The organism is Burkholderia mayonis, assembly GCF_001523745.2.
GTDB lineage: Bacteria > Pseudomonadota > Gammaproteobacteria > Burkholderiales > Burkholderiaceae > Burkholderia > Burkholderia mayonis.
Map to the genome: position 1 here is coordinate 1,744,992 of NZ_CP013386.1, position 13,197 is coordinate 1,758,188.

A 13,197-nucleotide genomic window follows, 5' to 3' on the forward strand; every position below is an offset into this window, starting at 1 on the left:
GCCAATGAAACTCAAGCCTCTCGCTACCTGGCTCATCGGTTTTTCGCTCATCGCCGCGCATGCGGCCGCGCACGCTGACCGCCTCGACGACATCAAGAAAGCGGGCGTGCTGCGCGTCGCGACGTTCGACAGCAATCCGCCGTTCGGCTTTGTCGATCCGAAGACGAACCGCATCGTCGGCCTCGACGTCGACTACGCGCAGGCGCTCGCCGACAAGCTCGGCGTCAAGCTGAAGCTGCAGCCGACCAATCCCGCGAACCGCATTCCGTTCCTGACGTCGGGCAAGGTCGACCTCGTGCTCGCGAACTTCACGATCACCGACGAGCGTGCGAAGCAAGTCGACTTCAGCATTCCGTACTTCGCGTCGGGCCAGCAGTTCCTCGCGAAGAAGGGCGTTCTGAAATCGGCCGACCAGTTGAACGGCCTGCGCATCGGCGCGGACAAGGGCACGACGAACGAGGTCACGCTGCGCGACAAGTATCCGAAGGCGACGATCGTCGCATACGACGACACGCCGTTCGCGTTCGCCGCGCTGCGCGCGGGCAACGTGCAGGCGATCACGCAGGACGGCCCGAAGCTGATCGGCCTGCTCGCGAACGTGCCGGACAAGCAGAACTACGAGATCCCGGCGTTCACGATCTCGAACGACTACATGGGCGTCGGCGTGCCGAAGGGCGAGGCGCGGCTCGTCGCGTTCGTCGACGACACGCTGAAGGGCCTCGAAGCGGGCGGCCGCGCGGGCAGGATCTACGACGCGTGGTTCGGGCCGAGCACGAAGACGCCGCTCACGCGGATCTTCAAGATCGGCGACAAGCGTTGAACGAGTGCTGAACGAGCATTGAACAAGCGCTGAATACGCGCGGCGATGCGCGGGCGTCGGGCGCGATCCGCGCTCGGCGGCCACGCGTGCGAGGTCGGGCGTGCGTACGACGCGCGCATTCGATATCGCGCAGAGGTCGGCACGGGCCGCATGCAGACCGCGTGTGGCCCGCACTCGCACCGGACGTGCGCCGCATGCGGGCGCGCAGGCCGGCGCAATCCCGAGACGCAAACGCGGCCGCCGCACGGGCGGCCCCAAGCAGACAAGATGGACGCCTGGCTCGCTCCCAAGTATCTGATGTGGTTATGGCAGGGCTTCCTGCTGACGCTCGGCCTGTCGGTCGCGGCGGCCGTCGCGGCGACGTTCGCGGGCTTCGCGCTGGCGATCGCGCGTCATGCGAAGCGCGCGTGGCCGAGGCGCGCGGCCGCCGCCTACGTCGTCGCGTTTCGCAACACGCCGCTCGTCGTGCAGCTCCTGTTCTGGTATTTCGGCGTCGCGTCGCTGCTGCCGGAGCCCGTGATGGCCTGGCTCAACGCGCGCCACGCGATCGCGGTGGGCGGCGTCGAGCTGCATTGGCCGTCGTTCGAATTCGTTGCCGGCTGGGTCGGCTTGAGCTGCTACACGAGCGCGTTCGTCGCCGAGGAGTTCCTCGCAGGGCTGCGCGGCGTGCCGGCCGGCCAGTATCACGCGGCGAGCGCGCTCGGCCTCGCGCCGCTGCAGACGTTCCGCTTCGTCGTGCTGCCGCAGGCGGTGCGGATCGCGTTGCCGCCGCTGTTCGGCCAATACATGAACCTGATCAAGAACTCGTCGCTGACGATGGCGATCGGCGTCGCCGAGCTGTCGTACGCGTCGCGCCAGGTCGAGACCGAGACCTTCAGGACCTTCGCCGCGTTCGGCGTGTCGACCGTGCTGTACATCGCGGCGGTCGCGGTCGTCGAGGCGCTCGCGCAGTGGACGGTCCGGCGTCGCGATCGCACGTTCGCGGGGCGTTGACGATGGATCTGTCGATACTCGCGAACAACCTGCCGTACCTGCTCGTCGGCGCGTTCCCGGACGGCCCGCTCGGCGGCGCCGCGCTGTCGCTCGCGCTCGCGATCACATCGGCGCTCGCGTCGGCCGCGCTGGGCGTCGCGGGCGGCGTCGCGCTCGCGCTCGCCACGGGCGCGCTGCGCAGCGTGCTCGTCGTCGTGATCGGTTTTTTCCGTGCGATTCCGGTGCTGATGCTGATCTTCTGGACGTACTTCCTGCTGCCCGTGCTATTGCACGCCGACGTGCCGGGGCTCGCGGCCGTCGTGTGCGCGCTGTCGCTCATCGGCGGCGCGTATCTCGCGCATTCGGTGCATGCGGGGATTCGCGCGGCGGGCGCGGGGCAGTGGCAGGCGGGCCTGTCGCTCGGGCTCACGCGCTGGCAGACGGTGCGCTACGCGCTGCTGCCGCAGGCGGTGAAGATCATGACGCCGTCGTTCGTCAACCAGTGGGTGTCGCTCGTGAAGGACACGTCGCTCGCGTATATCGTCGGCGTGCCGGAGCTGTCGTTCGTCGCGACGCAGGTCAACAATCGGCTGATGGTGTATCCCGCGCAGGTCTTTCTGTTCGTCGGCGTCATCTATCTGATTCTCTGCACCGCGCTCGACGTCGCGGCGACGTGGCTGCTCGCGCGCGATCGGCGCGGATCGCCGCAAGGCGGCGAGACGCCGAGCGCGGCGGCCGCGCAGCCGGCGTCGAGCGGGCCGCGATAGCGCGATAGCGTCGCCCGGCGGAAGGCGTGCGGGCGCGGGACGTGTTCGTGCCGCGGGCAGCGTCTGCACGGGCGTTTCGGCGCATTGCCGTATCGAGAGCGATGCGCGTGGCGGATCGCACGACGGCGCAAGCATTTGCCGAAGACGACGCGGCCGCTCGAATCTCGGGCGGAATCGAAGCCTCGCGCGCCGACGCGCGCGGCTCCTGCGCTACCGCATCGTCACGACGACGCGTAGTGCGTGTTGAAGATCGCGCGCAGCGTCGACGTATCGGTCGCGAACTCGGCCCACAGCGGCGCGTCGACTTGCGCGAAGCCGAGCGGCCGCGCGCCGCTCGACGCGAGCCGGAAGCGCGCTTCGCTCGCGACGCGACGGAACGCGTCGAGCTGCATCGCCGACAGCGTGTTCTGCGCGTTGGCAAGCGCGACGAGCGGATCGACCGGCTGATCGTCGACGCGGACCTCGAAATGCAGATGCGGGCCCGTCGCCGCGCCGGTCGAGCCGACCGTGCCGATCCGCTGCCCCTGCGCGACCGTCATCCCGGCTTCGAGCCCCGGCGCGAACGCCGACAGGTGCGCGTAGTAGGTCGACGTGCGGTCCGGATGATCGATCACGACGTACTTGCCGTAGCCGCCGGGATCGTAGCCGACGAACGACACGACGCCTGCCGCCGCCGCGCCGACGCGCGTGCCGGTCGGCGCGGCGAGGTCGACGCCCGTGTGCATTTGCAGGATGTGCGACAGCGGATGGATGCGTTCGCCGAAATACGAACTGATTCGCGTGCTGACGACGGGCATCGTGAGCGCGGGCGCGTCGAGCGGCTGGCCGTCGAATGCGTAATACGCGCCGCCCGCCGCGCCCGGCGGCTTGAACCAGATCGCGCCGAACTTGCGGCCCGCGACGCGCAGCTCGAGCGCGGTCACGCGCGGCTTGCCCGATGCGGCGTCGAATGCGATCCGGTAGCGATCGCCCGGCTGCGCGTTCGCGTGCGAATGAACGCGGTCGGAGATCAGGTCGCCGATCTGGATCCGCACTTCGGGCGGGATGTCGATCTGATTGAGCGTGTCGGCAAGCGTCTGCTCGATCGCTCCCGAGCGCACGCCGCCGTCGGTCGGCGCGAGCACCGAATCCGCGAGCGAGAACGCGCGGCCGTCGTAACCGAGCAGTTCGTTGCGATGCTCGGCGAGCGACGCGAAGAGGCCGGGCCGCGCCAGGCCGGGCCGCGTTAGGCCCGGCGTCGAGTCGGCGCCCGCCGGATCGGTTCGATCGGCGTGTGCCTGCAGCGGATCGGCGTGCGGCGCCTGCTCGGCGATCATGCGCTCGAGTTCGTTTGTGACGAAGCGCTGCGCGCTCGGAAACGGCGCGTCGGCGAGCACGCGCTGCGGTGTGCGTGCGGCGTTCGCGGTCGACGCATCAGGCGACTTCGACACGGCAGGCAGCGCCGCGAGACCGAATGCGATCAGCGCGGCGAGCGTGCTCGCCGCGGGCAGCTTGCGTTTGAACGAGCGGGGGGCGGCGGCCTGGGCCGGCGATCCGGCGGCGGACGCGGGATCGCCGGAAGAAACGGAAACGGTATGCGCGAATGGCTTGGCCAACGGTGTCCACATCCTTGAAAAAGGCGGTTCGAAACGAAAGAGGGTGGGCGGGCGGCTGCGGAAAGGCTCGCGCCGAAGCGGGCGGCAGCGCCTGGACGTTCAACGCAGCGGGGCGCGATCACGACCGGACCGCGCCCCGCTGCGCACCGTTCGGCCCAACGACGCGGACGATGTCCGCTCCGAACGGCGATTCGGCTCTCGAGGTTTCAAACCCATATGATGAATCGACGCCAACTTGAATGACCGCGCGGCGCGCGCAATTGTTCCGCACGGTTGACGATTTTATGTAGGGGCGGATAGTCGGCGCACTCAGTGCGCAATTGCGCGCGCCGGCGCGCGTGACGTGCAATCTTGGGCGCGCCGCAGCGCGGGCGACGCGCGCAGCGCATCGACGCCCGCGTCGAGCATCGCCTCGGCATCGCCCCAGCGGTCGCCGCGCAGCCGCGTCGTCCAGATCATCGAGCCGAAGATGCCTTCGAGCAGGGACAGGAAATGGACGCCCGCGAGATGCACGTCGAGCGACGCGTCGAGTTCGCCTGTGAGGACCGCGCGGCGCAGCAGCGCCTTCGTGATCCGCAGCGCCTGCAATTCGTAGAGCGCGCGGCGGCGCAGCAGCGGCGCGTTTTCTTCGCTCTGCTCACATTTCATGTAGAGGATCTCGAGCACGCGCTGCATCGAGCCGGGCTCGCCGCATTGATGCAGGTAGTGCGACGCGGCTAGGCGCAGCGTTGCGAGCGCGGGGCGCTCGTCGGACAGCTCGAATCCCTCGACCGCGCGCGAGAACGCGCGGTCGCACATCGCGACACACACTTCGAGCTTGCCCTTGAAATGTCCGTAGACCGCGCCGCGCGACATGCCGGCCGCTTCCGCGATATCGGCCATCGCGGTCTGTCCGACGCCTTTTTCGAGCAGCACGAGCTCGGCGGCGTCGAGGATCCGGTTCTTCGTGTTCAACGATTCTTCGCGTGTCTTGCGGGCCATGTAGGTCGACTCTCCCTTTCTATTGCTTGTCGTTTTCTTGCGACATTCTATCAAGCGACATTATTTAATCAGTCGCGACTGATTATAATCGATCTCCCTGACCGGCCCCCAAGTTCGTCCCGGGCCGAACGAATCGCGAGGAAAACAATGAAATACGAATGGGCGCGCATGCGCCGCTTGTGGGCGGCGCTCGCCGTCGCGGCGTTCGTCGCCGTTGGCTGCGGCAAGCGCGACGGCGGCGGCGAGGCGGCCGCGCCGCGCCAGGCGACCGTCGTCACGGCGAAGAAAGCGTCGGTGCCGCTCTCGGTCGAATTGCCGGGCCGGCTCGACGCCTACCGGCAAGCCGAGGTGCGCGCGCGGGTCGCGGGCATCGTGACCGCGCGCACGTACGAAGAAGGACAGGAAGTGAAGCGCGGCGCGGTGCTGTTCAAGATCGATCCCGCGCCGTTCAAGGCGGCGCGCGATGCGGCCGCGGGCGCGCTCGAGAAGGCGCAGGCCGCGCATCTCGCGGCGCTCGACAAGCGGCGCCGCTACGACGAGCTCGTGCGCGACCGGGCGGTCAGCGAGCGCGATCACACCGAGGCGCTCGCCGACGAGCGGCAGGCGCGGGCGGCCGTCGCGTCGGCGCGCGCGGAGCTCGCGCGTGCGCAACTGCAGCTCGACTACGCGACCGTCACCGCGCCGATCGACGGCCGCGCGCGCCGCGCGCTCGTCACCGAAGGCGCGCTCGTCGGCCAGGACCAGGCGACGCCGCTCACGACCGTCGAGCAGCTCGATCCGATCTACGTGAACTTCTCGCAGCCGGCCGCCGACGTCGAGTCGCTGCGGCGCGCGGTGAAGAGCGGCCGCGCGGCGGGCATCGCGCAGCGGGACGTCGAGGTGGCGCTCGTGCGCCCGGACGGCAGTACGTATGCGCGCAAGGGCAAGCTGCTGTTCGCGGATCTCGCGGTCGATCCGTCGACCGACACGGTCGCGATGCGCGCGCTCTTTCCGAATCCGGAGCGCGAGCTGCTGCCGGGCGCGTACGTGCGGATCACGCTCGAGCGCGCGATCGCGCGCGACGCGTTCCTCGTGCCGCGCGACGCGCTCCTGCGCACCGCCGACAGCACGACCGTCAAGGTCGTCGACAAGGACGGAAAGATTCGCGACGTGACGGTCGAGGCCTCGCAGATGAAAGGCCGCGACTGGATCGTCACGCGCGGGCTTCACGGCGGCGAGCGCATCGTCGTCGACGACGCCGCGCAATTCGAAGCAGGCGCGACCGTGAAGGCGGTCGAGCGCGACGCGCCCGCGCAACCGGCCTCCGGGCCGGGCGCGGCCGCCGCGCCCGCGAAGCGCCAAACCTGACAAGCACAACTCGATCATGGCTCGTTTCTTCATCGATCGCCCGGTGTTCGCCTGGGTGATCTCGCTATTCATCATGCTGGGCGGCATCTTCGCGATTCGCGCGCTGCCCGTCGCGCAGTATCCGGACATCGCGCCGCCCGTCGTCAGCATCTACGCGACGTATCCGGGCGCGTCCGCGCAGGTCGTCGAGGAATCGGTCACGGCCGTGATCGAGCGCGAGATGAACGGCGTGCCCGGCCTCCTGTATACGTCGGCGACGAGCAGCGCCGGCCAGGCGTCGCTGTACCTGACGTTCAAGCAGGGCGTGAGCGCCGATCTCGCGGCGGTCGACGTGCAGAACCGGCTGAAGACCGTCGAGGCGAGGCTGCCCGAACCCGTGCGGCGCGACGGCATTTCGGTCGAAAAGGCGGCCGACAACATCCAGCTCGTCGTGTCGCTCACGTCGGAAGACGGACGGATGTCGGCCGTGCAGCTCGGCGAATACGCGTCGGCGAACGTCGTGCAGGCGCTGCGGCGCGTCGAAGGCGTCGGCAAGGTGCAGTTCTGGGGCGCCGAATACGCGATGCGGATCTGGCCGGACCCGGTCAAGATGGCGGCGCTCAATCTGACGGCATCCGACATCGCGACGGCCGTGCGCGCGCACAACGCGCGCGTGACGATCGGCGACATTGGCCGCAGCGCGGTGCCGGACAGCGCGCCGATCGCGGCAACCGTGCTCGCCGACGCGCCGCTGTCGACGCCCGACGCGTTCGGCGCGATCGCGCTGCGCGCGCGCGCCGACGGCTCGACGCTCTATCTGCGCGACGTCGCGAAAATCGAGTTCGGCGGCAACGACTACAACTATCCGTCGTTCGTGAACGGCAAGACGGCGACCGGCATGGGCATCAAGCTCGCGGCGGGATCGAACGCGGTCGCGACCGAAAAGCGCGTGCGCGCGACGATGGACGCGCTGTCGAAGTTCTTCCCGGCGGGCGTCACGTACCAGATTCCGTACGAGACGTCGTCGTTCGTGCGCGTGTCGATGAGCAAGGTCGTGACGACGCTCGTCGAGGCGGGCGTGCTCGTGTTCGCGGTGATGTTCCTCTTCATGCAGAACTTCCGCGCGACGCTGATCCCGACGCTCGTCGTGCCCGTCGCGCTGCTCGGCACGTTCGGCGCGATGCTCGCCGCGGGCTTCTCGATCAACGTGCTGACGATGTTCGGGATGGTGCTCGCGATCGGCATCCTCGTCGACGATGCGATCGTCGTCGTCGAGAACGTCGAGCGGCTGATGGTCGAGGAGAAACTGCCGCCGTACGAGGCGACCGTGAAGGCGATGAAGCAGATCAGCGGCGCGATCGTCGGGATCACCGTCGTGCTGACGTCGGTGTTCGTGCCGATGGCGTTCTTCGGCGGCGCGGTCGGCAACATCTACCGGCAGTTCGCGCTCGCGCTCGCGGTGTCGATCGGCTTCTCGGCGTTCCTCGCACTGTCGCTCACGCCCGCGCTGTGCGCGACGCTGCTGAAACCCGTCGCCGACGACCATCACGAGAAGGGCGGCTTCTTCGGCTGGTTCAACCGCTTCGTCGCGCGCGCGACGAACCGCTACGCAGCGCGCGTTGGCCAGGTGCTGAAGCGTCCGCTGCGCTGGCTCGTCGTGTACGGCGCGCTGACGGCGGGCGCCGTGCTGCTGCTCATGAAGCTGCCGACCGCGTTCCTGCCGGACGAGGACCAGGGCAACTTCATGGTGATGGTGATCCGCCCGCAGGGCACGCCGCTCGCGGAGACGATGCAGAGCGTGCGGCGCGTCGAGGAATACGTGCGCAACAAGGAGCCGAGCGCGTACACGTTCGCGCTCGGCGGCTTCAACCTGTACGGCGAAGGGCCGAACGGCGGGATGATCTTCGTCACGCTGAAGGACTGGAAGGAGCGCAAGCGCGCGCACGACCAGGTGCAGGCGATCGTCGCACGGATCAACGAACGCTTCGCGGGCACGCCGAACACGACGGTGTTCGCGATGAATTCGCCCGCCTTGCCCGATCTCGGCTCGACGGGCGGCTTCGATTTCCGTCTGCAGGATCGCGGCGGGCTCGGCTACGCGGCGCTCGTCGCCGCGCGCGAGAGGCTGCTCGCCGAAGGGCACGCGAACGCCGTGCTGACCGATCTGATGTTCGCCGGCACGCAGGACGCGCCGCAGCTCAAGCTCGACATCGATCGCGCGAAGGCGTCGGCGCTCGGCGTGTCGATGGACGAGATCAACGCGACGCTCGCGGTGATGTTCGGCTCCGAATACATCGGCGACTTCATGCACGGCGCGCAGGTGCGCCGCGTGATCGTGCAGGCGGACGGGCGGCACCGGCTCGATCCCGACGACGTGACGAAGCTGCGCGTGCGCAATTCGAAGGGCGAGATGGTGCCGCTGTCCGCGTTCGCGACGCTGCGCTGGACGATGGGCCCGCCGCAGTTGACGCGCTACAACGGCTTCCCGTCGTTCACGATCAACGGCTCGGCCGCGGCGGGACACAGCAGCGGCGAGGCGATGGCGGCGATCGAGCGGATCGCGTCGACGCTGCCGGCGGGCGTCGGCTATGCGTGGTCCGGGCAGTCGTACGAAGAACGGCTGTCGGGCGCGCAGGCGCCGATGCTGTTTGCGCTGTCGGTGCTCGTCGTGTTTCTCGCGCTCGCGGCGCTGTACGAGAGCTGGTCGATTCCGTTCGCGGTGATGCTCGTCGTACCGCTTGGCGTGATCGGCGCGGTGGCGGGCGTCACGCTGCGCGGGATGCCCAACGATATTTACTTCAAGGTGGGACTGATCGCGACGATCGGGTTGTCGGCGAAGAACGCGATCCTGATCGTCGAGGTCGCGAAGGATCTGGTTGCGCAACGGATGTCGCTTGCCGACGCGGCGCTCGAAGCCGCACGGCTGCGGCTGCGGCCGATCGTGATGACGTCGCTCGCGTTCGGCGTCGGCGTGCTGCCGCTCGCGTTCGCGACGGGCGCCGCGTCCGGCGCGCAGGTCGCGATCGGCACGGGCGTGCTCGGCGGCGTGATCAGCGCGACGCTGTTCGCGATCTTCCTCGTCCCGCTCTTTTTCGTGTGCGTCGGCCGCGTGTTCGACGTCGGCTCGCGCCGGCGCGGCAGCGCGCACGCGGCACTGGAGACCAAGTGATGATGAAATGTCTGCCCTTGCAGGGCAAGCGATGCCGCCTGCGACAGCCGGATGCGCGGCGGGCGTGGCCGATCGCGCTCGCGGCGGCGCTCGTCGCGGGCTGCACGCTCGCGCCGCGCTACGAACGGCCGGCGGCGCCCGTGCCCGCGCGCTACGCGCCCTCGGCGGCGGGCGCGTCGCGGGGCGTACACGCGACGGCAACGGCCGCCGCGGCATCGGATGCCGCAGCGGCCGACCGTGGCGAGCGCGATATGCGTGATACGCGCGAGGCCGGCGACGCGCACGAAGCGGCCGACATGCACGACACGCACGACATGCACGACATGCGCCTCGACGACTGGCGCGCGTACTTCACCGATCCGTCGCTGCGCGCGCTGATCGACGCGGCGCTCGTGAACAACCGCGATCTGCGGATCGCGACGCTGCGCATTCAGGAAGCACGCGGCCTCTATGGCGTCGCGCGCGCGGACCGGCTGCCGTCGATCGACGGCAATCTCGGCTACGAGCGCACGCGCCAGTACGACCCGGTGCTGCGCGAGAGCGCGACGAGCACGCTGTATCGCGCAGGCGTCGGCGTGAGCGCGTTCGAGATCGATCTGTTCGGCCGCGTGAAGAGCCTGTCCGACGCGGCGCTCGCCGAGTACTTCGCGACGGCCGAAGGGCAGCGCGCGGCGCGCATCAGCCTGATTGCCGAAGTCGCGTCCGCGTACGTGACCGAACGCGCGCTCGTCGATCAGCTGAAGCTCGCCGGGCGCACGCTCGCCGCACGCGACGCGACGTATGCGCTGACGCAGCGCCGCTATGCGGCCGGCACCGGCACGGCGATCGAGCTGCGCACGGCCGAGATGCTCGTCGCGTCGGCGCGCGCGTCGAAGGCGGCGCTCGAGCGCGAGCACACGCAGGCGACGAGTGCGCTGAAACTGCTCGCGGGCGACTTCGGGACGACACTGCGCGCCGATGCGCCCGCGCTCGACGAGCTCGCGGTCGCGGCGGTGTCGCCGGGGCTGTCGTCGGATCTGCTCGAGCAGCGGCCGGACATCCGGCAGGCCGAGCAGCGGCTCGTCGCGGCGAATGCGAACATCGGCGCCGCGCGCGCCGCGTTCTTTCCGCGCATCGCGCTCACGACGGAGATCGGTTCGGTCAGCGACGCGTTCGCGGGACTCTTCTCGGGCGGCGCGAGCGTGTGGACGTTCGCGCCGCGGCTCACGCTGCCGATCTTCGCGGGCGGGCGCAATCGCGCGAACCTCGACGTCGCCGACGCGCGCAGGCACATCGCGGTCGCTGAATACGAGAAAACGATCCAGATCGCGTTCCGCGAAGTCGCCGACGCGCTCGCGGCCCGCGATCAGATCGACGCGCAACTCGATGCGCAGCAGGCGGTGTACGGCGCGGACGCCGAGCGGCTGAGGCTCGCGGAGCGGCGCTACGGCAGCGGCGTCGCGAGCTATCTGGAACTGCTCGATGCGCAGCGCAGCACGTTCGAGTCCGGGCAGGAACTGATTCGCTTGAAGCAGTTGCGGCTCACGAACGCGATCACACTGTATCGCGCGCTCGGCGGAGGATGGTCGCGCGCCGCGTGCGGCGGCGGCGACGCCTGCGCGTGAGCGCGAGCGGGCCGCGCACGCCTGCTCGCTTCGATACGCATTTTGCCGGGGCCGGCAGGGCGGCGCGCGCGTCGTCGTCCACGCGCAATGCAGGATCGGCCGGAAGAGCGGATTCGATTTGGCGATTCGCCGATTCGCCGATTCGCCGATTCGCCGATTCGATGTGTGATGCGCCGATGCGCAATGGACGCGAGCGCGTCGCGTTCACCGAACCGGCCGTGAAGCGTTGCCCCAACGAGGAGCGCATCGCTCGTCCGCACCACGGTTCCGTTGCGTCGGTTTCCGTTGAGCCGATGACGATTCCCGAGGGACGACACCCGTCGTCCAGCGGCCTCGATCTTTCCATATTGCCCGCAGGACCCGCGCTCGCGAGCCGCCGCGGGTTCCGCTGCGCAAATCAATAAATCGCTCGACCTCGCGACACGCACACGTTCGCGTTCACCCGTTCCATCTCCGCCGCCCGGCATCGACGTAAAGCGCCCGGCGCGTTTTCGTGGCGATCGATCCGGCCACATCGCTGCCATGCCGAACTCGGCGACGGCGCTCGAATGCTCGCAAGCCTGTCGCTCGGCGCCGTCGAGCGCGATCGTGCCGGCAGGCCGCCATCTCGCCGACAAGCGCGGCGATCGAATCGATTCGACGACCGCCGCCGCGCCGACCAATCACATTCGCCGACCATCGAGGCTGCTCGGTTCGAGCGGGGGGCGAGGGCGGTACCCGACCGAATCCGCCGGCCTTATTGCCCGATGTCCATTTGCAAACGTTTCCCCCATGCTCGTTTTCAATTGGCAAACGATTGCGCGCGCATGAAATCGGAAACTTACTTATCTCATAAATATGAATTTGCATTTCAATTGCCAAATAAATTCAAATTCATGTGTATTCGCGTGATTGCGATAAATGGAAATATATGAAATGAGCGATTACGCGGGAACGCAAACGATTGCGCCATAAATTCCCGATGCAATCGATATCTCAAAATCAACCGAAAGAGATATTCAATGTTGCAATTTAACAACCGTTATGGAAATGTCGGGAAAACGTTGATTTTTCGATGCCTCGCGGCGATGTCGCAGGCCGCTTGCGGCAACAAGTGAAGTAGATCGATGTGACGAATTTATATCAATAAAAACAATGAATTGAATTCAATCCGGCACATGTGCCCAGCGCCGCAAAAGGGCGAAAAATCGTTCGGCAGGCAAACGTTTAGCAAGCAGTTGGAAAATTTAATGTAATGCAATTGTTTGACATTGTTTTACAAAATGCTTTCTGATTCATCTTGATAATGCGATTCGTCGCGACGAGCCAAGGCCAGCGCATTGCGATGCATTTCCACGCATTGCGAATACGTCCGACAAATCGTCAAACCCTCATTGTCACGTTACGGAATTAGCCATGAAAAAAGCACTCCTGTCCGCCGCCGCCTGCGCCGCGCTGTCCACGTCGGCGTTCGCCGCCGGCACCGGCACCATCAACTTCACGGGCGAGATCGTCGCGGGCGCATGCGGCATCGACGCGGGTTCGGTGGATCAGACCGTGCGTCTCGGCTTCGTCCCTGCGAACACGTTCAAGGCAGCCGGCGACAAGTCGACCCCGCAGAACTTCGACATCAAGCTGGTCGATTGCGACACGAGCGTCGCGCAGAACGCGTACTTCACGTTCACGGGCACGTCGAACGCAACGCAGCCGAAGCTGATCGCGACGGTCGGCTCGGCGAAGAACGTCGGCATCCGCCTGCAATCGGCGTCGGGCGAATACCTCGACAACGGCGCGGAGCAGAAGGGCCCGGTCGTGCTGAGCAACGGCACGAGCGTCGCGCGCTTCGCCGCGATGTACGAATCGACCGCCGCAGGCGTCACGCCGGGCACGGCCGACGGCGTCGCGAACTTCACGGTCCGCTACCAGTAAGCCGGCGCGGCTCGCCGAGCCGCATCGCGAGGGAAGGGCGCGCGCCCTTTCTTCG

11 protein-coding genes are annotated in these 13,197 nt (G+C 67.9%); 9 read left to right on the plus strand and 2 right to left on the minus strand.

Annotated elements, in window-relative coordinates:
* Positions 1–4: 4 nt before the first annotated feature.
* The 3 genes from WS70_RS08745 (at position 5) to WS70_RS08755 (ending at position 2,559) form a co-directional block, all read left to right on the plus strand.
* Positions 5–820, plus strand: a complete 816-nt coding sequence (locus tag WS70_RS08745) for an ABC transporter substrate-binding protein (RefSeq protein WP_059470121.1) — start codon at positions 5–7, stop codon at positions 818–820.
* 267 nt (positions 821–1,087) lie between these two features.
* The gene (locus WS70_RS08750; protein ID WP_059597141.1) at positions 1,088–1,813 is read left to right on the plus strand and encodes an amino acid ABC transporter permease; all 726 of its coding nucleotides are present in this window, start codon (positions 1,088–1,090) and stop codon (positions 1,811–1,813) included.
* 2 nt (positions 1,814–1,815) lie between these two features.
* Positions 1,816–2,559, plus strand: a complete 744-nt coding sequence (locus WS70_RS08755; RefSeq protein ID WP_059470120.1) for an amino acid ABC transporter permease — start codon at positions 1,816–1,818, stop codon at positions 2,557–2,559.
* Between the two features lie 221 nt (positions 2,560–2,780).
* On the opposite strand, the gene WS70_RS08760 is transcribed toward WS70_RS08755, so the two are convergent.
* Together WS70_RS08760 and WS70_RS08770 are read right to left on the minus strand one after the other, a co-directional pair.
* Positions 2,781–4,154, minus strand: coding sequence for a M23 family metallopeptidase (locus WS70_RS08760; RefSeq protein ID WP_059597051.1), 1,374 nt, complete (start codon positions 4,152–4,154; stop codon positions 2,781–2,783).
* 309 nt (positions 4,155–4,463) lie between these two features.
* On the minus strand, positions 4,464–5,135 hold the full coding sequence (locus WS70_RS08770) for a TetR family transcriptional regulator (protein WP_059597050.1): 672 nt from the start codon (positions 5,133–5,135) through the stop codon (positions 4,464–4,466).
* A gap of 147 nt (positions 5,136–5,282) precedes the next feature.
* On the opposite strand from WS70_RS08770, the gene WS70_RS08775 reads away from it, so the two are divergent.
* The 6 genes from WS70_RS08775 to WS70_RS08800 all read left to right on the plus strand — a co-directional run bounded on the left by WS70_RS08775 (position 5,283) and on the right by WS70_RS08800 (position 13,142).
* Complete coding sequence (locus tag WS70_RS08775; RefSeq protein ID WP_059597049.1) at positions 5,283–6,482, plus strand: MexX/AxyX family multidrug efflux RND transporter periplasmic adaptor subunit; 1,200 nt, start codon at positions 5,283–5,285, stop codon at positions 6,480–6,482.
* A 16-nt stretch (positions 6,483–6,498) separates the two neighbouring features.
* Positions 6,499–9,630: a multidrug efflux RND transporter permease subunit gene (locus WS70_RS08780; protein WP_059470116.1), complete on the plus strand. Its 3,132-nt coding sequence runs from the start codon at positions 6,499–6,501 to the stop codon at positions 9,628–9,630.
* On the plus strand, positions 9,630–11,234 hold the full coding sequence (locus WS70_RS08785; RefSeq protein ID WP_059597048.1) for an efflux transporter outer membrane subunit: 1,605 nt from the start codon (positions 9,630–9,632) through the stop codon (positions 11,232–11,234). Before WS70_RS08780 ends, WS70_RS08785 begins: the two co-directional genes overlap by 1 nt.
* Positions 11,231–11,638: a hypothetical protein gene (locus WS70_RS31415; protein ID WP_159082871.1), complete on the plus strand. Its 408-nt coding sequence runs from the start codon at positions 11,231–11,233 to the stop codon at positions 11,636–11,638. Before WS70_RS08785 ends, WS70_RS31415 begins: the two co-directional genes overlap by 4 nt.
* A gap of 144 nt (positions 11,639–11,782) precedes the next feature.
* The gene (locus tag WS70_RS08795) at positions 11,783–12,148 is read left to right on the plus strand and encodes a hypothetical protein (RefSeq protein WP_159082872.1); all 366 of its coding nucleotides are present in this window, start codon (positions 11,783–11,785) and stop codon (positions 12,146–12,148) included.
* Between the two features lie 481 nt (positions 12,149–12,629).
* Entirely contained in the window at positions 12,630–13,142 is a 513-nt protein-coding gene (locus WS70_RS08800) for a fimbrial protein (protein WP_059470113.1), read from the plus strand.
* Positions 13,143–13,197 lie beyond the last annotated feature (55 nt).